General features: G+C 70.3%; 25 protein-coding genes. 11 read left to right on the plus strand and 14 right to left on the minus strand.

What is annotated here, in order from left to right:
* Positions 1-6: 6 nt before the first annotated feature.
* Positions 7-1,326 carry a cytochrome b gene (locus tag DJ019_RS13715; protein ID WP_111276620.1) on the minus strand — a complete coding sequence of 440 codons (1,320 nt, stop codon included), beginning with the start codon at positions 1,324-1,326 and terminating at the stop codon, positions 7-9.
* A 5-nt stretch (positions 1,327-1,331) separates the two neighbouring features.
* A complete protein-coding gene (gene petA, locus DJ019_RS13720) occupies positions 1,332-1,889 on the minus strand; it encodes a ubiquinol-cytochrome c reductase iron-sulfur subunit (RefSeq protein ID WP_111276621.1) in 558 nt (185 codons plus the stop codon).
* Positions 1,890-2,096: 207 nt separating this feature from the next.
* Between petA and DJ019_RS13725 the strand changes: the two genes are divergently transcribed.
* The 4 genes from DJ019_RS13725 to DJ019_RS13740 are packed head-to-tail and all read left to right on the plus strand — an operon-like array spanning position 2,097 to position 4,895.
* Entirely contained in the window at positions 2,097-2,567 is a 471-nt protein-coding gene (locus DJ019_RS13725; protein ID WP_111276622.1) for a tRNA (cytidine(34)-2'-O)-methyltransferase, read from the plus strand.
* 11 nt (positions 2,568-2,578) lie between these two features.
* The gene (gene hemF / locus DJ019_RS13730; protein WP_111276623.1) at positions 2,579-3,457 is read left to right on the plus strand and encodes an oxygen-dependent coproporphyrinogen oxidase; all 879 of its coding nucleotides are present in this window, start codon (positions 2,579-2,581) and stop codon (positions 3,455-3,457) included.
* Complete coding sequence (locus DJ019_RS13735; RefSeq protein ID WP_111276624.1) at positions 3,458-4,297, plus strand: polysaccharide deacetylase family protein; 840 nt, start codon at positions 3,458-3,460, stop codon at positions 4,295-4,297.
* A gap of 4 nt (positions 4,298-4,301) precedes the next feature.
* A complete protein-coding gene (locus DJ019_RS13740) occupies positions 4,302-4,895 on the plus strand; it encodes a GNAT family N-acetyltransferase (RefSeq protein ID WP_111276625.1) in 594 nt (197 codons plus the stop codon).
* Here DJ019_RS13740 and DJ019_RS13745 read toward each other — a convergent pair.
* The 7 genes from DJ019_RS13745 to DJ019_RS13775 form a co-directional block, all read right to left on the minus strand.
* Positions 4,877-5,569, minus strand: coding sequence for a PEPxxWA-CTERM sorting domain-containing protein (locus tag DJ019_RS13745; protein ID WP_205854164.1), 693 nt, complete (start codon positions 5,567-5,569; stop codon positions 4,877-4,879). The genes DJ019_RS13740 and DJ019_RS13745 overlap by 19 nt on opposite strands.
* Before the next feature lie 189 nt (positions 5,570-5,758).
* The gene (locus DJ019_RS13750; protein ID WP_165844013.1) at positions 5,759-6,454 is read right to left on the minus strand and encodes a glutamine amidotransferase-related protein; all 696 of its coding nucleotides are present in this window, start codon (positions 6,452-6,454) and stop codon (positions 5,759-5,761) included.
* On the minus strand, positions 6,451-7,701 hold the full coding sequence (locus DJ019_RS13755) for a CCA tRNA nucleotidyltransferase (protein WP_111276626.1): 1,251 nt from the start codon (positions 7,699-7,701) through the stop codon (positions 6,451-6,453). Before DJ019_RS13755 ends, DJ019_RS13750 begins: the two co-directional genes overlap by 4 nt.
* Before the next feature lie 15 nt (positions 7,702-7,716).
* Positions 7,717-8,367 (minus strand): CoA pyrophosphatase, encoded by a 651-nt coding sequence (locus DJ019_RS13760; RefSeq protein WP_111276627.1) that lies wholly within the window; start codon positions 8,365-8,367, stop codon positions 7,717-7,719.
* Positions 8,364-8,945, minus strand: coding sequence for a DUF1285 domain-containing protein (locus tag DJ019_RS13765; RefSeq protein ID WP_111276628.1), 582 nt, complete (start codon positions 8,943-8,945; stop codon positions 8,364-8,366). The genes DJ019_RS13760 and DJ019_RS13765 overlap by 4 nt, the downstream gene beginning before the upstream one ends.
* 55 nt (positions 8,946-9,000) lie before the next feature.
* On the minus strand, positions 9,001-9,591 hold the full coding sequence (locus DJ019_RS13770) for a hypothetical protein (protein WP_111276629.1): 591 nt from the start codon (positions 9,589-9,591) through the stop codon (positions 9,001-9,003).
* Between the two features lie 361 nt (positions 9,592-9,952).
* Positions 9,953-10,537, minus strand: coding sequence for a TetR/AcrR family transcriptional regulator (locus tag DJ019_RS13775; RefSeq protein WP_111276630.1), 585 nt, complete (start codon positions 10,535-10,537; stop codon positions 9,953-9,955).
* An 89-nt stretch (positions 10,538-10,626) separates the two neighbouring features.
* On the opposite strand from DJ019_RS13775, the gene DJ019_RS13780 reads away from it, so the two are divergent.
* Complete coding sequence (locus DJ019_RS13780) at positions 10,627-11,298, plus strand: flavodoxin family protein (RefSeq protein ID WP_111276631.1); 672 nt, start codon at positions 10,627-10,629, stop codon at positions 11,296-11,298.
* 38 nt (positions 11,299-11,336) lie between these two features.
* Here the strand turns inward: DJ019_RS13780 and DJ019_RS13785 are convergent, their stop codons facing one another.
* Both DJ019_RS13785 and DJ019_RS13790 read right to left on the minus strand, forming a co-directional pair.
* On the minus strand, positions 11,337-11,837 hold the full coding sequence (locus DJ019_RS13785; RefSeq protein WP_111276632.1) for a GNAT family N-acetyltransferase: 501 nt from the start codon (positions 11,835-11,837) through the stop codon (positions 11,337-11,339).
* A 259-nt stretch (positions 11,838-12,096) separates the two neighbouring features.
* Positions 12,097-12,585, minus strand: a complete 489-nt coding sequence (locus DJ019_RS13790; RefSeq protein WP_111276633.1) for a hypothetical protein — start codon at positions 12,583-12,585, stop codon at positions 12,097-12,099.
* Between the two features lie 299 nt (positions 12,586-12,884).
* On the opposite strand from DJ019_RS13790, the gene DJ019_RS13795 reads away from it, so the two are divergent.
* The 6 genes from DJ019_RS13795 (at position 12,885) to DJ019_RS13820 (ending at position 17,778) form a co-directional block, all read left to right on the plus strand.
* Positions 12,885-14,147 carry an MFS transporter gene (locus DJ019_RS13795; protein WP_111276634.1) on the plus strand — a complete coding sequence of 421 codons (1,263 nt, stop codon included), beginning with the start codon at positions 12,885-12,887 and terminating at the stop codon, positions 14,145-14,147.
* Between the two features lie 33 nt (positions 14,148-14,180).
* Positions 14,181-15,113 carry an SDR family NAD(P)-dependent oxidoreductase gene (locus DJ019_RS13800; protein WP_111276635.1) on the plus strand — a complete coding sequence of 311 codons (933 nt, stop codon included), beginning with the start codon at positions 14,181-14,183 and terminating at the stop codon, positions 15,111-15,113.
* Positions 15,114-15,162: 49 nt separating this feature from the next.
* A complete protein-coding gene (locus tag DJ019_RS13805) occupies positions 15,163-15,654 on the plus strand; it encodes a hypothetical protein (RefSeq protein ID WP_111276636.1) in 492 nt (163 codons plus the stop codon).
* Between the two features lie 42 nt (positions 15,655-15,696).
* Positions 15,697-15,945 (plus strand): hypothetical protein, encoded by a 249-nt coding sequence (locus DJ019_RS13810; RefSeq protein ID WP_133255306.1) that lies wholly within the window; start codon positions 15,697-15,699, stop codon positions 15,943-15,945.
* Positions 15,946-15,992: 47 nt separating this feature from the next.
* The gene (gene aroC / locus DJ019_RS13815; RefSeq protein ID WP_111276638.1) at positions 15,993-17,111 is read left to right on the plus strand and encodes a chorismate synthase; all 1,119 of its coding nucleotides are present in this window, start codon (positions 15,993-15,995) and stop codon (positions 17,109-17,111) included.
* A gap of 148 nt (positions 17,112-17,259) precedes the next feature.
* Positions 17,260-17,778, plus strand: a complete 519-nt coding sequence (locus DJ019_RS13820; RefSeq protein ID WP_111276639.1) for a response regulator — start codon at positions 17,260-17,262, stop codon at positions 17,776-17,778.
* Here the strand turns inward: DJ019_RS13820 and DJ019_RS13825 are convergent.
* Genes DJ019_RS13825 through queC form a run of 3 tightly spaced genes read right to left on the minus strand, consistent with a single transcriptional unit; the run spans position 17,775 to position 19,537 of the window.
* Complete coding sequence (locus DJ019_RS13825; protein ID WP_111276640.1) at positions 17,775-18,146, minus strand: 6-pyruvoyl trahydropterin synthase family protein; 372 nt, start codon at positions 18,144-18,146, stop codon at positions 17,775-17,777. The two genes, DJ019_RS13820 and DJ019_RS13825, sit on opposite strands and share 4 nt — an antisense overlap.
* Positions 18,147-18,182: 36 nt before the next feature.
* Positions 18,183-18,815: a 7-carboxy-7-deazaguanine synthase gene (gene queE / locus DJ019_RS13830; protein ID WP_111276641.1), complete on the minus strand. Its 633-nt coding sequence runs from the start codon at positions 18,813-18,815 to the stop codon at positions 18,183-18,185.
* On the minus strand, positions 18,812-19,537 hold the full coding sequence (queC, locus tag DJ019_RS13835) for a 7-cyano-7-deazaguanine synthase QueC (RefSeq protein WP_111276642.1): 726 nt from the start codon (positions 19,535-19,537) through the stop codon (positions 18,812-18,814). The genes queE and queC overlap by 4 nt, the downstream gene beginning before the upstream one ends.
* Between the last annotated feature and the right edge of the window lie 153 nt (positions 19,538-19,690).

Consider the following 19,690-nt stretch of genomic DNA (forward strand, 5'->3'; position numbering starts at 1 on the left):
TAAGGCTCAGCCCCTCTTTTCAGGCGACGCCGCGGCGCCCGCGGGCGTCGAGGCGGGATGCGACAGGACAGGTTCGGAGATCGATTCCGGCACGGGCAGCGGCGTCTCGGTGAGGCCGAGCACGGGCAGGATGACCCAGAAGTAGGCGAAGAAGTAGAGCGTCGCGAGGCGGCTCAGCCAGACGAAGCTGTTGATGTCGGCGTCCAGCAGCATCAGGCCGGTAGCGGCGCCGATCACCGGATCGTCGGGCAGCTTGGCGCCGCAGTAGCCGAGCACCAGCGCGGCCAGGACGAAGATGAAGAAGTAGAGCCGCGCCGTCGGACGGTAGCGCATCGAGCGCACTTTGGACGTATCCAGCCAGGGCAGGACGAACAGGGTGGCGATGGCGCCGAACATCAGCAGCACGCCGCCGAGCTTGTCCGGAACCGCGCGCAGGATCGCGTAGAACGGCAGGAAGTACCATTCAGGCACGATGTGCGCCGGGGTCACCAGCGGGTTGGCCGGCACGTAGTTGTCGGCGTGGCCCAGGACGTTCGGGTTGTAGAAGACGAAGCTGGCGTAAAGCAGCAGGAAGACCGCGATCGCGAAGCCGTCCTTCACCGTGTAGTACGGGTGGAACGGAACGGTGTCGGCCTCCGACTTCACGTTCACGCCGGTCGGGTTGTTGTTGCCCGGCACGTGCAGCGCCCAGATGTGCAGGACCACGAGGCCCGCGATCACGAAGGGCAGCAGGTAGTGCAGCGAGAAGAAGCGGTTCAGCGTGGGATTGTCCACCGCGAAGCCGCCCCACAGCCACGTGGTGATCGGCTCACCGACGATCGGCAGCGCGCCGAACAGGTTGGTGATCACGACGGCCCCGTGGAAGCTCATCTGGCCCCAGGGCAGCACGTAGCCGATGAAGGCGGTGGCCATCATGGCCAGATAGATCAGGCAGCCGATGATCCAGAGCACCTCGCGCGGCGCCTTGTAGGAGCCGTAGTAGAGGTTGCGGATCATGTGGATGTAGACCGCCAGGAAGAACATCGAGGCGCCGTTGGCGTGCATGTAGCGGAGCAGCCAACCGTAGTTGACGTCGCGCATGATGCGCTCGACCGAGGCGAAGGCGTGGTCGACGTGCGGCACGTAGTGCATCGCGAGCACGATGCCGGTCACGAGCTGGATGCCCAGCATCAGCGCGAGGATGCCGCCGAAAGTCCACCAGTAGTTCAGGTTCTTCGGCGTCGGGAAGTCGATCGCCGTGTCCTTCATGAACCGGACGATCGGGAGACGGGTGTCGAGCCAGCGCTCGATGCCGGTCTTCGGCTCGTAAGTGGAATGTCCGCTCATCGCTGTCAGCCGATCTTGATCTGGGTGTCGGACAGGAAGGCCCAGTCCGGCACTTCGAGGTTCTTCGGCGCGGGACCCTTACGGATCCGGCCGGAGGTGTCGTAGTGCGAGCCGTGGCACGGGCAGAACCAGCCGCCGTAGTCGCCACCGCCGAACGTGGGCACGCAGCCGAGGTGCGTGCAGGTGCCGACAAGGACCAGCCACTCGGGCTTGCCCGGCTTGTGGCGCGAAGAGTCGGTGGCGGGGTCGCGCAGGTTGGACGCGTTGTCGTCCTTCACCGCCGCGGCGATCTCGGCCGCCGTGCGCTTGCGCACGAACAGCGGCTTGCCGCGCCACTTCAGGACCACCTGCTGTCCATCGACGACCTTCCCGAGGTCGAACTCGATGGACGCCAGAGCCAGCGTGTCGCCGGCCGGGTTCATCTGGTCGACCAGGGGCCAGGCCAGCGCCGCGACGGCGCCGACAGCAGCGGCGCCAGCGGCGATGTGAATGAAATCGCGACGGCTCGGGTCATCACCCGGAGCGTGCGGGTCGGGAGTTGCGCCCACGACGGTGTCGGCCACCTTGAAGCTACCCTTCGATAGGGCCCCTCGACGCGCCAAGGGGCCGTAAAGCTTTAGCGGCCCGCCCCAGGCGTCTGGTGAAAGGCCTTTCCGGAAGACGGTCGGTGAACGGGCACTCTACACTGGGACATATGCGAACGTCGTGTCCGCGTCCCCGTGATTCGTGCCCCTATGCCCCGGCCACTCCCGATGGCGAGAGGCCTTAGAATGCGTTTGGCCCTTTTTCAACCGGACATTCCGCAAAACCTGGGCGCGGCCATACGCCTCGCCGCCTGTCTGGGCGTGCCGCTGGACGTGATCGAGCCCTGCGGCTTCCCGCTCAGCGAGGCCGCGATCCGCCGCGCGGCCATGGATTATGACGCCCTCGCGGAGGTGCGGCGCCATGCCGGCTGGGCCAGTTTCCGCGCCGAAACGGCGGGCGCGGGCCGGCTGGTGCTGTTCACGACCCGGGCGGCCGAGCCGTTCCATGATTTCTCCTTCGCGCCCTCGGACATCCTGCTGTTCGGCCGCGAGAGCGCGGGCGTCCCGGACGAGGTCCATGCCGTGGCCGACGCCCGCCTGCTGATTCCGCTGACGCCAGGAGCACGCTCGTTGAACCTGGTCACAGCGGCCACCCTGGCCCTGGGTGAGGCGCTGAGACAGACGAACGGCTTTCCAACCCCCGTCCCGCCGGGCTAGCACGTGGCCCCATGTCCAGCCTGACCCCCGAGATCATGGAGCGGCGCGGCCGCGCGCAGGAATGGTTCGAGTCGCTGCAGCGACGAATCTTCGCCGCCCTGGAGCAACTCGAGGACGAGGCGCCGCCGGAGCTCTACCCCGGCGCGCCGGGGCGGACCGAGTACAAGCCCTGGACGCGCGAGACCGGCGTCGGCGGCGGCACCGGCGGCTTCCTGCGCGGGCGACTGATCGAGAAGGCGGGCATCCACACCTCGGCCGCGACCGCGAAGTTCTCGCCGGAGATGGCGGCGCAGATGCCGGGCGCGGACAAGGACCCCTCCTACGTCTCGGCCAGCATCAGCCTGATCATCCACCCGCTGAACCCGTGGGTCCCGACGGTCCACATGAACACCCGTTTCCTCTCGACGGCCGAGAGCTGGTTCGGCGGCGGGGCGGACCTGACCCCGATGCTGGACGTGCAGCGCAGCCAGGACGCCGACGACACCAAGCTGTTCCACGCAGCCATGCAGGCGGCGTGCGACCCCTACGATCCGGAGTGGTATCCGAAGTACAAGGCCTGGTGCGACGAGTACTTCTACCTGCCGCACCGCCAGGAGATGCGCGGCATCGGCGGCATCTTCTACGACCGGCACAACAGCGGCGACTTCGAGAAGGACTTCGCCTTCACTCGCGCGGTCGGCGAGGCGTTCCTGGAGGTCTATCCGAAGATCGTCCGCGGCCAGATGATGAAGCCGTGGGGCGAGGCCGAGCGGCGGGAGCAGATGGTGCGCCGAGGCCGCTACGTGGAGTTCAATCTGCTCTACGACCGCGGAACCATGTTCGGCCTGAAGGCCGGCGGCAACATCGAGACGATCCTGTCGTCCATGCCGCCGATGGTGGCCTGGCCGTAGATGGCCAGCCTCGCCGAGCGCCTGGGCCATGGGCCCGATGCGAAGCTGCTGATCGTCAACTGCGACGACCTGGGCTCCAGCGCCTCAGCGAACCGCGCGACGGCGGAGTGCCTGGCGGCGGGCACGGCGACCAGCGCCACCCTGATGGTCCCCTGCCCCTGGGCGCTGGACGGCGTGGCGAAGGGCAAGGCCGGTGGGATCGGCGTCCATCTGACGCTGACCTGCGAATATCCGACCTATCGGTGGCGGGCGCTGACGGGCGCGGCCTCGCTGCATGACGCCACGGGCCATATGCCGGCGACGACGCGGGAGGTCTGGGCCCAGGCCGAGCTCGCGGACGTGCGCGCGGAGTGCCGGGCGCAGATCGAGCAGGCGCTGGCCTGGGGCGTCGACATCACCCACCTCGACACGCACATGGGGGTGATGCAGCTCGAGCCGCGGTTCTTTGAGGTCTATCTGGATCTGGCCGCGGAGTACCGCCTGCCGCTGCGGATGGCGGGGGCCAAGGCCGAGGCGCAGATCGGCTTTCCGGGGCGGGCCGCCGCCGAAGAGCGAGGCGTCGTGTTCCCCGACCACCTCACCAGCGTCTCGCTGGAGAACGCGCGGCCGGGCCGGACCTTCGAGGTCCTGGTGGCCGGCCTGAAGCCCGGCGTCACCGAGGTCTACTTCCACCCGGTGGAGGATGGACCCGAGTTGCGCGCCTACGACCTGGAGCAGCCCGATGGACGGGTGGCCGACCACCGCACGCTCACCGACCCCACCCTGCCCGCCCGGATCGCGGCGGCGGGCGCGACGCTGATCGACTTCGCGCCTCTGCGCGCGCTGCAGCGGGACGACTGAGGCGATGCAGGTTCGGCCGGCCCGCCCCGACGACCTGCCCGCGCTGTACGACATCTGCCTGAGGACGGGCGACGCAGGCGCGGACGCCAGCGCGCTCTATGCGGATCCGAGGATCCTGGGCGAGATCTTCGCCGCGCCCTACGCCGAACTGGAGCTGGCGCTGGCGCTGGTCGCCGAGGATGAGGCCGGCGCCTGCGGCTACATCCTGGGAACCGCCGACACGCGAGCGTTCGAGGCGCGGTGCGAGGCCGAGTGGTGGCCAGCGCTACGGGCGCGGTACGCCGACACGGCGGACGTGCCGGCGAGGCGGCGCACGCCCGACCAGTGGGCGGCCTTCCTGATCCACCACCCGCCGATCGCGCCGCAAGCAGCCGTGGCCGCGGCGCCGGCGCACCTGCACATCGACCTTCTGCCCCGCGCGCAGGGCCAAGGCCTGGGCCGCGCCCTGATGGACCGCTGGCTGGGCATGGTCGGCGGCTGCGCGCACCTGGGCTGCAGCCCGCGCAACGTCCGCGCCCTCGGCTTCTACGACCGCTACGGTTTCCGTCGACTGGAAGGCGCGGCGTCGCCCGAGGTCGTCTACATGGCCATCGGGTAGGCGATCCGCCGCCGCCGGAGCGCCGCGCCCGCGAGGCCGAAGCCCGCGATCATCAGGGCCCAGGTCGCGGGCTCGGGCACGCCGCCGGGCGTCGGCGACGGGCCCACATAGGTGACCTCCAGTCCGCCGAACTCGAACTCGGTCTCGGCCAGCATCTCGCCCCAGGAGTCCGGCTTGTAGAGCTGAAGCGCGCCCGAGCCGTAGGCGTAGACGAAGAACGGGGCCGCCAGGTCGGCCGGGGCGTCGTGGTAGACCATGGCCGAGAGGACGTTGTCGTTGTTGCCGGCCGTCGGGGAGCGCCCGCTGAGCCAGGTCCAGGCCCCGCCGTAGGAGTCGGCGTAGCTGTAGTGGGAGAGGTCCAGGTCCAGGTCGACGCCGTCGATGCTCACCTTGGCCGAGAGGATCGGCCCGGCCCCGCCCCACCACGAGCCGCCGGCGCGGAAGTCGTCGGCAGGCGTGGTGAAGCCCATGCCCCGCTCGCTGTCGTAGGTGAAGCTGACGGTGGCCGACTTGTAGGCCAGGCTCTGGCCCGGCGCCCCGAAGACGCCGGCGTAGTCGTAGCCGCCATAGGGCGTGGAGCCATAGTAGGTGGCCATCATGATCGCCGCCTCGGCCGGCGCCGCCGCCAGCAGGGCGCCTGCCGCGGCCCAGGCCGCCAAGCTCGCAGTCCGCATCCCGAACCCCCACTCCGGAGCCGCCGATCGCATGCGGCGACATATTGGCACGATTTATGCCAATACAATTCCTGGACACATGAGGTCAATCCGGACTCGCCTTTTGAGCGAGTCAGATTCGCGTCGCAGCCTCGCGGATGAAGCCCCCTCACCCGCTCCGCGGGAGCTCCCCCTGAGGGGGAGCATCTCTCAGCCGTCCAGGAACGCCCGGATCCAACCGCCGACGCGGTGGCGGTCGTCGGGCAGGTCGTAGGTGGCGATGCCCCGGTCGGCCTCGAGGTCGGCGTAGACCTTGCCGCGGCGGGCCTCGATCAGGGCCTTGGCGTAGGCCGGCTGGAACTCGGGATGCGGCTGGATCGAGATGGCCGGCTGGTCGCGATAGACGAGGCCGGCGAACGGGGTGAATGCGCTGGCGGCCATGATGTCGGCGCCGGGCGGCTTCACGACCACCTGGTCCTGGTGCGAGGCCGGCAGGCGGATCGGCGAGGCGGCGTCCATCCAGGGCTCGTGGGAGAGCAGGTCGTACTCGTGCGCCCCGATCGCCCAGCCCTTGGGCGACTTGATCACCTGGCCGCCGAACGCCTGGGCCATGGCCTGGTGGCCGAAGCAGACCCCGACCAGTTTCGCCCGCCCCTTGGCCGCGCGCAGGAAGTCGAGGAGCTGGCCGATCCACGGGTCGGGATCATAGACCCCGGAGGACGAGCCGGTGACGATGTAGGCGTCGCAGTCCTCGGGCGCGGTCGGATACTCACCCTCGTCGGCGGCGAAGACGCGCCAGTCGTAGGCGTCGCGGCCGAGCAGCTCCATGAACATCTCGGGATAGGTCCCGAACTGCTCGATCGCCGGCCGCGGCGGCCGGCCGGTCTTGAGGATGCCGACCCTCAATAGGCCATCCCCTGGGCGACGGCCTTGAGCTTCTCGACCGCCGACAGCTTGTCGTCGAGGAAGTCGTGGTCGATCCACCAGTCCTCGACCTCGCGCAGCACGGCGCCGACCAGCGGCCCCTTGGGCACGCCGGCCTTCATCACGTCCTCGCCGGTGATCATGAAGGCGGGCGGAGTCCAGCCGTCCGCCAGGGCGATCATCCCGCGCCACTGCATGGTGGCCGCAGAGCGGTCGCTCGCCGCCCAGGCGAGCTTGGCGCGGTCGCGGAACACGGCCTGGCCGGCGCGATAGACCTCGCGGCGGATCTCGCGCGGGCTCATCCAGCTCTTGAGCTTCGGCGTGGGCGCGAGGGCGGCGGTGATGCGGTCGCGCTCGTCGTTGGAGAGCCGGATGCGGGCGGCCAGCTTGCCGGCGCCCACCTGGTCGTCGGGCAGGAGGGCGGCGAGGCGCAGGACCGGATCGCAGTCGAAGATCTGCTCAGTCTCGATCTCCACGAGGCTGTCGAACCGGGCGAGGTTGGCCGGCGCCTTCAGGATCACCTGCAGCACGCCCGTCTCGGCCATCAGGCGGACGGCCGCGCGCGGATCGTCGGCGGCCAGCAGCTTCAGCAGCTCCTTGTGGATGCGTTCGGCGGCCAGGGCGTCGATGTGGTCCTTCAGCTTGGCGCAGGCGGCGACGGCGGCGGCGTCGGGCTCGCCGCGTCCGAACCAGGCGAAGAAGCGGAAGAAGCGCAGGTTGCGGAGGTGATCCTCCAGCAGCCGCTGTTCGGCGTCGCCGACGAACACGATCCGGCCCGCCTTGGCGTCGGCCACGCCGTGGCCGGTGGGATCGAAGATCGAGCCGTCGCGGCGCGCGTAGAGCGAGTTCAGGGTGAAGTCGCGCCGCTGGGCGTCCTCGGCCCAGTCGGTGGTGAAGGCCACGGTCGCCCGGCGACCGTCGGTGGAGACGTCGCGGCGCAGGGTGGTGATCTCGTGCGGCTTGTGGCGCGAGATGGCCGTGACGGTGCCATGGTCGATTCCGGTCGGCACGGCGCGGATGCCGGCGGCCTTCAGGGCCTTGGTCACCTGATCGGGCGTCAGGGTGGTGGCGATGTCGATATCGTCCACCGGCCGGCCGACCAAGGTGTTGCGGACGCAGCCGCCGACGAAACGGGCGCAGTCCGGGCCGCTCTCTGCCTCCAGGGCGTCGAACACGGCGGCCGTTTCCGGCGCGTTCATCCAGGGGCGCTGGCCGATGGTGTCAGTCATGGCCGCTGGACTACCTCAGGCGAGCGCCGCGCCATAGAGCCGCTCGTAGAGCGAGCGCAGGATGCCGGCGGTGGCGCCCCAGATGTACCGGTCCTCGTGGGTGGTGGCGTAGAAGCGCCGCCGCTCGCCCGTGGGCAGCTCGCGCTCGTGCTCCTCGTAGTTGGCGAGGTTCATGAGGTAGCTGAACGGCGTCTCGAAGATGTCGGCCACCTCATGCGGGTTCGGCGTGAGGCTGAAGCCGGGCCGCACGACGCCGACCACCGGGGTGATCAGGTAGCCGGTGCCCGTCTGATAGGGCGTGGCGAGGCCGAGCGGGTGGACGTAGTGCGGCTCCAGCCCCACCTCCTCGTGCGCCTCGCGCAGGGCCGTCTGCCAGGGTTTCTCTCCGGGATCCTGCCGTCCGCCGGGCAAGGCGACCTGGCCGGTGTGGTTGCGCAGGGTCTCCGAGCGGCGGGTCAGCAGCACCGTCGGCCCGTGCTCGCGCTCGATCAGGCCGATCAGGACCGCCGCGGGCTTGAGCTCGCGCGTCTCCACGCCCGCCCAGCCGTCGGGCGTGAGGTCGTAGTCCGAGCGCCGCGCCGCGCCCTGGACCGCCTCGTCGTGCAGCGGGTCGAGGTGCTGGGCGATCCAGTCGCGCAGCTCGGAGACGGGGCGCATCAGGTTCATGCGCCCTCCGCCTCGGCCGCGCCGATCGGGAACCAGGCGCCGCCGGAGCCGACGCCGAGCATGGGGCCGTCGGGCGTCTCCCGGACCTCGGCCATCTCCACGAGTTCGTAGAACACCGGCCGCGCGATCAGGGCCTCCAGCCCGCGGCGGACGTGGACATAGGGGCGCGGCTCGCCGCCGGGCGAGGTCTCGACGCGGATCGGATTGTCAGGGCCGGCGACCACCTCGTCGCCGACGTTGGTCAGGAACTTCAGGGCCTCGCCCTCGCGGTCCACCCGCACCGCCACGAAGGGCGCGTCCTCGACGGTGATCCTCAACTTCTCGACGGGCGTGACGAGGTAGATCCCGTCGGGATCCTTGCGCAGGACGGTGGAGAACAGGCGCACGAGCGCCTCGCGGCCGATGACGGCGCCCTCGTGGACCCAGCGGCCGTCGGCCTTGATGACGATGTCGATCTCGCCGCAGTGCGGCGGATTCCACAGGTGCACAGGCGGCAGCCCACGGCCGGGCGCCTGCCCCTTCGCGCTCTCGGCGGCGGCGGCGATGTCGTTCAGGCCGGACTTGGTCGTGCTGGTCACGCTGTAAAGGTAGGCGCGCGGCGGAGTCGGCTCAACCGGCGGCGACCGCGGCGGATCAACCCGATCTATTCCGCGGAGGCCGCAGGGACGGCGGCAGGGGGCCGCGCCAGAGGACGGTTGGTTTTGGGTCGGGTCGCGGCGGCGGCGGACCGTCGGTCCGACGCGGGCGGCCGACCAGGCGCAGGACCTCGGCGGCGAGGGATTCGGTCGGGCGCCCCAGGAAGGCCGCCTCGCCGTCGTCGACGGCGATGGCGATCAGGGCGTCGACGAGGTCGATCTCGTCGATCCCGGTCCCCGTCCCCGTCCCTTCTGGGGCGTCGCGCTCGGTGAAGCGCAGGGCCAGGGCGCTGGCGCGGTCGATGTGGTTGCGCACCCGCGCGGGCAGGCAGTCGGGGCTGAGCGGCGGCCGCTCCGGCCGGGCGGGCTGTTCGCGCTCACGCTTCAGCCGGGCCTTGAGGGCGATGGACTGGCGGGCCGAGCGGGCCATCCGCTGGTAGGTGCGGCCGAGGTCGTTGAACTGCTCCGGCGTCTCGGCCGCCATCATCCGCGCATGGGCCTCGACGGCGGCCGCCATGTCCATCTCCGCCAGCCGCGCGAGCATCAGCTCGTCGGGATCCGGGGCGGACGGGGCGGCGGGCGTGGCCATGTGGGGAGGAGAACATGGCTCTGCGTCAGAAGCGGACGTAGGTGTTTTCCATGAGCTGTCATCCCGGTTTCGCCGCGGGCGAAGACCGGGACCCAACCGTCCGGGAGCGCCGGATGGCGGGGGCGCACCTGCTGGCTCGACGCGCCCTGCGGCCCGTCCAGGCGCACGGCCTCGGGTTGGGTCCCGGTCTTGGGCTTTGCCCAAACCGGGATGACATCGAGGCGGGTCATGGCTGGGCTAGCGTGCGGGGGGGGGGGCGCGGTCGGCCTCGCCCCTCTCCCTACCCTCACCCTGCCCTCACCCTGCCCTCTCCCCTCTCTTCCCCCGGCAGCGCCGAGGTCGGGGGAGAGGAGGTCTGGGCCTAGGCGTCCAGCAGCCGCAGTAGGTGAGCGATGGCTGCCCGGGTCAGGTCGGCGGGCGGCGCCTGGCGGGCCATGACCATGAGGCCGTTGTAGCCGGCGACCAGGGCGTGGGCGGCGCCGGCGACGTCGTAGGTCGCCGGGAACTCGCCTGCGGACAGGCCGGCCTCCAGGCGTGCGCGCAGCAAGGCCTCGAGTTCCCGATTGTACGCATCGAGGCTGGCGCCCACCGCGTCATCGCGGCCCACCCCTTCGACCAGGGTGTTCACCGACAGGCAGCCCCGCGATCCCCGCGCGCCGCTGCAGAGCGGGACGAACCCTTCGAACCATCGGCCGACGGCCTCGCGCGCCGTGCCGGGCTTCGCCAGCACCCGACGCGCATGGTCGAGCAACCCCTGCTGGTAGCGGTCGAGCACCTTGAGGAACAGGGCCTGCTTGTCGCCGAAGGCGGCATAGAGGCTGGGCTTCTGCAGGCCTGTCGCCTCGGTGATCTGCTCGTAGGACGCGCCCGCGAAGCCCCGCGCCCAGAAGACGTCGCGGGCGGCGTCGAGCGCTGCGTCGGGGTCGAAGCTGCGTGGCCTGGCCATGACCCTCTCTTAGCCGCTTGACCGCCCCGAGACAATTCTGTACCGCTCGGTATTGTACCACGAGGTACAGAATTTGGAAGGAGGATCCGATGGCTCGGGTCGCAGTGGTCTATCATTCGGGTTCAGGTCGGACCGGCCTGCTGGCGGACGCCGTCCACCGCGGCGCCGCTCGGGTGGAAGGGGTCTCGACGGACCTCATCGCCATCACGCCCCAGCAACTCGACGCGCGCATGCGCTGGTGGGATGCGGAGGTCATGGAAAAGCTCGACGCCGCGGACGGCGTGATCTTCGGCTGCACCACGCTGATGGGCATGCCCAGCGCCCCCTTCAAGGCGTTCATGGAGGGCGCCTTCGATCCCTGGTGGCGGCAGGGCTGGAAGGACAAGTTCGCCGGTGGTTTCACCAACTCGGCCTCGCTGAACGGCGACAAGACCAACACCCAGATCCAGCTTCTGGTCTTCGCGGCCCAGATGGGGATGATGTGGGTTCCGATGGGCGACCATCCGGGCTCCAACTGGAGCGGCGGCGGCGAGAACGACATCAACCGCCTTGGCGCGTTCCTGGGCCCCATGAGCCAGAGCCTCGCCGACATTCCGGTCGCGGAGGCGACGCCGCCGTCGGACCTGATCACGGGCGAGCGTTACGGCGAGCGGTTCGCGCAGATCGTCCGCAAGTGGGTGGACGGCACGGCATATGAAGTCGAACGGATCCCGGATGTCGCGACATCCGCCGCGCGGCGCCGGGCCGCCGTGGCCGGCTGACGCCTGCATCGAACGGCGGGCCAGCCCGCCGTTCGAGCTCAGCGCGGCGCGATCGCGCCGCTTGGCGCGGGGCCCTTGAAGCTGCGGACGAGGACGCGGTTGGGGTCGACCGGGCCGGGCATGCCGACGCCGGGGGCGATCTGGAAGCCGACGCGCTGGAAGTACGGCAGGTCTCCGACCAGGACGACGGCGTCCTCGCCCGCGGCGCGGGTCGCCTCGCAGGCGCGCTCGACGAGCTGGGCGCCCAGGCCGCCCCGCCGCTCGCTGGCCTCCACGGCCAGGGGGCCCAGGAAGACGACCGGCTGGTCGCCCGCCTTCACCCGCCACATGCGGACGACGCCCACGACCTTGCCGTCCTCCTCGGCCACGAACGACAGCTCGGGGGCGAAGTCGGCGAACTCGCGGACGCGCTCGGACGACTTGGCGAAGCGGCCGGGCCCGAAGGCGCGGTCGAGCAGCGTCTCGATCTGGGGCCCGTGGGCGCCGGTTTCGTTGACGAGGGTGAGCGCCGGCGCGGGCCGGCAGGGCTGGACGGACATCGAGGGGACTTTTCTCAGACGCGGATGACGACGGGACGACCGGAGGACTGGAATTCCGTTCCGGCGGTGCGGTTCAGTGGCTTCACGCCAGCGGACGTCGTCGCATCTGAGGGGCCCTCCGGGCCGTGGATCGGGAGCGGGCAATTAGGGCCATCGCCCCCGCCGGTCAATGGCCCGGCTTCGCCGTGCGGCGAAAGGCGCGCAAAACAGAACGGCCCGCCGTCGCCGGCGGGCCGCTGCCGTCGGGACTCGCCGCGGCTTAGCGGGCGGCGAACTCGCCGATCGAGGCCACCTGCATGTCGCGCAGCTGGGTCTTGGCGTTGCGCGAGGCCTTGTCGACGCAGGTGCGGAAGTCGGCGCTGCCGACGGCCTTGCAGACCGCCTTCGCCGCGGAATCGATGTCGGCGTGGATCTGATCCATGGAGCGGCCGGCGATCTTCACGCGCACGGACGCTCGGTCCTCGCGGATCACTTCCACCTTGGTCGCGCCGCCGTCGCGGGCGCGCTTGATGGCCGTGTACTGGCGGTTGGCGTTCAGCACCGCGGTCTGGACGCAGGCGCCGGCTTCCGCGTTGCACACCGTCGCCGCGGCGTTCTTGATCTCGGCGGACACCTGGGCGTCGGTCTTGCCGATCAGGCTGATGCGGACCATCGGGACCGGCTCCTTGGAGACGCGCAGGTCGGCGGCGGCCGCGGGCATGGCGACGAGGGCGGCGGCCGAGGCGGCGGCCAGGCAAGCGAACTTCATCTGTTGGACTCTCCCAGGACTTCGATGACGTTGTGTCTCGAATTTCGCCCACAGGAAGAACGCCGGTACGGATTAACCACCGACGACTGTTTGTCCTGAATCCATGATTAACCATCGGATTGAGGCTCAAACGGACAACATGTCGCACATTGATATCTAAACAATTCTCGGAGCTACCCGAGAAAATACCCCGTCAGCTTCGACACACGGCATCATTGACCTGGAAATACTGAAGCAGCCGCCAGATGCGCCTGCGCCATTGCCCCGGCGCGCGACGGCGGCCAAGCTGCGCGCCTTCCATGTCCGACACGCCCCCCGCCGACGACGACACCGTCCCCTCCGCCCGCGCCCTGCTGAAGGAGCGCGACTACCTGTTCTTCTGGGGCACCCGCTGGACCGGCAGTTTCGCGGCCCAGATCCAGAGCGTGGCCATGGGATGGCAGATGTACGCCCTGGCCCGGCAGACCCGATCGGTGGAGGAAAGCGCGTTCCTGGTGGGGATGATCGGGCTGGCGGCCTTTCTCCCCGTCTTCCTGCTGACGCTGCCGGCCGGCGAGGCGGCGGACCGCTACGATCGCAAGAAGGTGCTGCTGCTCTGCCTGACCGGCGAGATCCTGAGCGTGCTGGCGCTGGCGGTGGCGACCGTGCAGGGTTGGGCCTCGCCGGCCCTGCTGCTGGTCATCGCGGCGCTGTTCGGAGCCAGCCGGGCGTTCTTCGCCCCGGCCAACACGGCGCTGGGGCCGATGCTGGTGCCGCGCCGACTCTTGCCGCGGGCGATCGCCTGGAACTCCCTGGCCTGGCAGACGGCGTCGATCGCGGGTCCCGCGGCGGCGGGCCTGCTCGTCGCCCGCTCGGCGGAGACGGCGTACTTCACGACCTTCGCGCTCTATGGCGTCTCGGCCCTGCTGGTGCTGTCGATCCGGGGCAACGCCAAGCCCGAGACCAATCCGGGCTCGCGCTGGCAGCTCATGAAGGAAGGGCTGGCCTACGTCTGGCGGCAGAAGATCGTCTTCGGCGCCATCTCGCTGGACCTGTTCGCCGTGCTGCTGGGCGGGGCGACCGCCCTGCTGCCGGTGTTCGCCCGCGACGTGCTGCACGTGGGGCCCGAGGGCTTCGGCATCCTGCGGGCGGGGCCGGCGATCGGCGCCACGCTGGTGGCGCTGTGGCTGGCGGCCAATCCGATCCGACGCAAGGCGGGTCTGTTCATGTTCGCCGGCGTGGCGGTGTTCGGCCTGGCGACCATCGCCTTCGGCCTGTCCAAGTCCCTGTGGCTCTCGGTGGCGGCGCTGGCCGTGCTGGGCGGGGCGGACATGCTGAGCGTCTTCGTGCGCCAGACGCTGGTGCAGCTCGTCACCCCCGACCACATGCGCGGGCGGGTGGCCTCGGTGTCATCGGTGTTCATCGGCGCCTCGAACGAGCTGGGCGAGTTCGAGAGCGGCGTGGTGGCCCGTATCCTGGGTCCGGTCGGGGCGGCGGTGTTCGGCGGGGTGGGCGCCGTTGCGGTAACCGCGCTCTGGGCCAAGCTCTTCCCCGACTTGCGCCGCGCGGACCGCCTCGAATAACTGTCTCCCATTCATTTTAGGGAGATTGCAGTCATGGGCGCATTGGAAGGCAAGGTGGTCCTCGTCACCGGCGGCGGCAACGGCATCGGCCGGGACGCGGCGATCATCGCGGCGCAGGAAGGCGCCAAGGTGGTGGTCAACGACCTGGGCGGCGGCCTGAAGGGCGGCGACGAAGGCTCCGCCGGCCCGGCCGAGGAAGTGGCGGCCCTGATCCGCGCCAACGGCGGCGAGGCGGTCTCCAACTCCGAGAGCGTCACCAGCATGAAGTCGGTTAAGGGCATGGTCGAGCAGGCGCTCGACACCTTCGGCGGCCTGCACGCGGTGATCAATCCGGCCGGCATCCTGCGCGACGTGATGTTCCACAAGATGACCGAGGAAGAGTGGGACCTGGTCATCGAGGTGCACATGCGCGGCTCGTTCAACGTGGCCCGCGCCACGATCGAGCATTTCCGCGACCAGAACGACGGCGCCTACATGTTCTTCACGTCGACGTCGGGCCTGTTCGGCAACATCGGCCAGGCCAATTACGGCGCGGCCAAGATGGGCATCGCCGGCCTGTCGCGGATCATCGCCATGGAAGGCGCCCGCAACAACGTGCGCTCCAACTGCCTGGCGCCCGTCGCCTGGACCCGAATGACGCAATCGGTGCCTGTGAAGGACGAAGCCGCCGCCGCCCGTCGCGCGGTGATGGCCGAGAAGATCCGCGCCGACCAGCCGGCCCGCTTCTCCGTGGCCATGGTCACGCCGGCCGCGGCCCACGTCAGCGGCCAGATCTTCGGCTCGTCGGGCGAGAACATCATCCTCTACAGCCAGCCGCGCCCGGTCGAGACGGTGACCAAGGAAGAAGGCTGGACCGTCCAGTCGATCCTGGACGAGGCGGTGCCGAAGATGGCGCCGAAGTTCTTCGACCTGAACCGCGGCCCGCTGCCGGGCTCGCAGACCACCGCGCAGAAGCAGCCGGCCTGACGGTCGGACCGGTGCGCGCCGTCCTCATCGCCTTCGACGGGGACGGCGCGTGACGCTGGACTGGGGCGCGATCCTGCGCGACGGCGGGATCGTCGCCCTGGGCGCCTGCGCCATCATCGCGGGCCTGATGCGGGCCAACCCGCGCCTCTTCCTCCGGCACTTTCCCGAACCTCTGCGCAGCCAGGCGCCGCCGCTGGCGCCGGGCGAGCGACGCGCCGGCGCGGCCGGGGGCCTGGCGCTGGTCGGCTGGGTGGTCGGCGGAATGGTCCTCTCGACGCTCGGCGCCGAGGCGCGGGGCGAGGCGTTCGCCGGCCTGGCCCTGCACGCCTTCCTGGTCGGCATGGCGTTCAACCTGGCCGACTGGCTGGTGCTGGACGAGCTCTGGCTGGGCGTGGCGCGCGGCCGGGGCCTGCTGCCGCCGGAGGTCGCCGCGGCGGCGCCGCCGCTGGACCACGCCAAGCACGTGCGCGACCTGCTGAAGGGGACCGCGATCTTCGCCGTCCTGGGGCTGGCCGTGGCCGCTGGGGTCGCCCTCACCTGATCTGGCGCCGCCGTTGCGTGGCAGGTCTCCATGAGCCTCGGCTTGACCCATACTGGCGCCATCGCCCGCGGACTGGCCTACGCGCCGACCCCGCCGCGTGAGCCGGTGCGCGCTCCGGAACCGGCGCAAGCCGGCCGCGACCCGGTCAGTCTGTTCAAGCTGAGCTCGCAGGAGCGCATCCGCGCCGAGACGGCGATGATCGTCGAGCGGACCCTGCAGGACCTGGCGGCCGACAACCAGCGGCGCGCCGAGATCCGCGCCACCGGCGCCTTCCTGGACATCCGGGTCTAAGCCCGAGGTTCCCAGCGGGCGAAGTTCCGGGCTAGAGAACCGGCGCCATGTCGCACAACACCTTCGGCCACCTTTTCCGCGTGACCACCTGGGGCGAGAGCCACGGGCCCGCCCTGGGCTGCGTGGTGGACGGGTGCCCCCCCGGGATCGGCCTGACCGAGGCCGACATCCAGCCGTGGCTGGACCGCCGCCGGCCTGGGCAGGGCAAGTTCGTCACCCAGCGCCAGGAGCCGGACGCGGTCCGCATCCTCTCGGGCGTGTTCCAGGACGAGCGGACCGACGGCCAGGTCACCACCGGCACGCCGATCTCGCTGATGATCGAGAACACCGACCAGCGCAGCAAGGACTACTCCGAGATCGCCCAGGCCTTCCGGCCGGGCCACGCGGACTATCCCTATTTCGCCAAGTACGGGGTGCGGGACTATCGCGGCGGCGGCCGGTCCTCGGCGCGGGAGACCGCGGCGCGCGTGGCGGCCGGGGCGATCGCCCGCAAGGTGATCGCCGGCGTGACGATCCGCGGCGCGGTCGTGCAGATCGGCCCGCACGCGGTGGACCCGGAGCGGATCGACTTCGACGTCACCGGCGACAATCCGTTCTGGGCGCCCGATCCGGCCATCGTGCCGGTGTGGGAGGAACACCTGGAGAAGGTGCGCAAGGCCGGCTCGTCCACCGGCGCGGTGGTGGCGGTGGAGGCCAGCGGCGTTCCGGCCGGCTGGGGCGCGCCGCTCTACGGCAAGCTGGACGCCGAGCTGGCGGCGGCCCTGATGTCGATCAACGCCGCCAAGGGCGTGGAGATCGGCGCGGGCTTCGCCTCGGCGGCGCTGTCCGGCGAGGAGAACGCCGACGAGATGCGGATGGGCAACGACGGGCCGGTCTTCCTGTCGAACAAGGCCGGCGGCGTGCTGGGCGGAATCTCCACCGGCCAGGCGGTGACCGCGCGGGTGGCGTTCAAGCCCACCTCCTCGATCCTGACCCCGCGCCGGACGCTGAACGAGGCCGGCGAAGAGGTCGAGCTGCGCACCAAGGGCCGGCATGACCCCTGCGTCGGCATCCGCGCCGTGCCGGTGGTGGAGGCCATGGTCGCCTGCGTCCTGGCCGACGCCTTCCTCCGGCACCGGGCGCAGACCGGCGGCGGGGCGTTCGACCCCGGCGCGGACCGCGGCTGAAACCCCGCAAGTCGCGGATGGACCGGGGGTTTTCGGCACCTGCGACGACGTCCCCGATTGACCGGCGCGGGCGGCGCGCCCTATCTGCCGAACCCGTTCACCGAGCGTCATGCGTTGAGCGGGTGATCATGCGGCCGCGTGGGGCGACTTGAAGTACGACCTGCTGAGAATCCTGCTGGTGGACGACAACCAGTTCATCCGCGTGATGGTGCGCGAGATTCTCCGCTCGGTCGGCGTGCAGAAGATCTATGAGGCCCGCGACGGGGCCGAGGGCCTGCAGATCATGCGCGACCACGAGGTCGACGTGGTGATGACCGACCTGTCGATGCAGCCGCTGGACGGCATCGATTTCGTCCGGTTGCTCCGCAACTCACCCGACAGCCCGAACATGATGGCGCCGGTGATCATGATCACCGCCCACTCCACCCTGGCCCGGGTGAAGGAGGCGCGGGACGCCGGGGTCAGCGAGATCCTGACGAAGCCGCTGACCGCCCGGGGCGTGATCGAGCGGCTGCACCAGGCGATCGAGTTCCCGCGGCCCTTCGTACGCTGCGACGACTATTTCGGGCCGGACCGGCGCCGCAAGGACGACCCCAAGTTCGAGGGCCCGTGGAGGCGGCACACGGACCCGCCCTACCTCCGGAACGCCCCGAAGCCGCGGGTCTAGAGGCTGAAGGCGCAGCTCTCGCCGATGGTGGGGCGCGAGACGACGATGCGCGACAGGCCGGGAAAGGCCGGCTTCAGACGCTCGGCGAAATAGAGGCAGATGTGCTCGAGGGTCGGCCGTTCGAGGCCCGGTTTCTCGTTGAGCAGGCCGTGGTCGAGCTCGGAGGCCACGCCCTTCAGCGCCGATTCCAGGTCGGCGAGATCCGCCACCCAGCCGACCGGCTCCACGGCAGGGCCGCGCACGGTGGCCTCCACCTTGAACGAATGGCCGTGCAGGTTGGTATAGGGCCGGTGCGCCGGGCCCTCCGCCAGGTAGTGCGCCGCATCGAACGTCGCGGCCTTGGTGATCTCGAAATAGGGCTGGGTCATTTCAACGTGCAGGGGCTCGCGGAGGCCGGAAGGGCCTCAGGCGATGCCGAGGTACTTGTGGGTCTGGACGCTTAAACGCCAGCGGGGGTGTGCGAGGCAATAGGCGATCGCCGCCTGCGTGTTCCGGTCGCGATCGGGTCCGTCCATCGGCTGCAGCAGGAAACGCTCGAAATCCAGGTGCTCGAAGCGCTCGGGCGGCGCCTTCTCCTGGGGGAAGACCAGCTTCAGCTCCTGGCCGCGGGTCTGGACCACGGGCGCGTCGGCCTTGGGACTGACGCAGATCCAGTCGACACCATCGGGGACCGGCAGGGTCCCGTTGGTCTCCAGCGCGATGGAAAAGCCGCGGGCGTGCAGCGCATCGACCAGGGCGGCGTCGACCTGGAGCAGCGGCTCGCCCCCGGTCAGCACCGTGAGGCGATTGTCGGGCCCGCCGGTCCAGGCGGCCTCGATAGCCGCGGCCAGGGCCTCCGCGTCGGCGAAGCGGCCACCGCCGGGACCGTCCATGCCCACGAAGTCGGTGTCGCAGAACGTGCAGACGGCCTTGTCGCGGTCGCGCTCCAGCCCGCTCCACAGGTTGCAGCCGGCGAAGCGGCAGAACACGGCCGGACGGCCGGCCTGACCGCCCTCGCCCTGGAGGGTCAGGAATATCTCCTTGACCGCATAGCTCATGACGCCAGCGCCGGCCGGCCGTCGGCGTCCCACTGTTCGAACCCCCGGCGGCGCAGCTCGCATGCCGGGCAGGTCCCGCAGCCGTGGCCCCAGGCGTGGAGCACGCCGCGCTCGCCGAGATAGCAGGTGTGGCTGTCCTGGACGGTCAGCTCGACCAGCGCCTCGCCGCCCAGGCCCTTGGCCAAGGCCCACGTTTCAGCCTTCGTCAGGCGCATCAGCGGGGTCTCGATTCGGAAGGTCTGCTCCATGCCGAGATTGAGGGCCTGCTGCATAGCGTCGAGCGTGTCGCGGCGGCAGTCCGGATAGCCGGAGAAGTCCGTCTCGCACATCCCACCCACGAGCGCGCCCAGGAGCCGGCGGTCGGCCAGGGCGGCCGCGTAGACGAGGAACACGAGGTTCCGACCCGGCACGAAGGTGGAGGGCAAACCCTTCTCGGTGATCTCGATCTCCCGCTCGGAGGTCATGGCCGTCTCGGCGAGGGCGCCGAAACTGCGGATGTCGAGCATGTGGTCGTCGCCGAGTCGCGGGCTCCAGTCCGGAAATTCGCGGACGATCCGGGCGCGCACCGCCTGCCGGGCCTCCAGTTCGACCGCGTGCCGCTGGCCATAGTCGAAACCCACCGTCTCGACACGATCATACCGGGAAAGGGCCCAGGCGAGGCATGCCGTGGAGTCCTGACCGCCGGAAAAGAGCACGAGGGCGCCGTTGTTCATCGGGCCCATATGGCCCGCGCGGGCCCTCCAGGGAAGCGACGTAAGGGCAAGTTCGTTGTTCCAGGCGCCACAGTTACGTAACGCAATCCCTTACGGAGCCTAGGCTTCCGTTGACAGTTCGCCGCAGTCGGTTGAGCTTGGCCTGGCTGACTGGGGGGCTAC

Source organism: Phenylobacterium kunshanense, assembly GCF_003254525.1.
GTDB classification, from domain to species: domain Bacteria; phylum Pseudomonadota; class Alphaproteobacteria; order Caulobacterales; family Caulobacteraceae; genus Phenylobacterium; species Phenylobacterium kunshanense.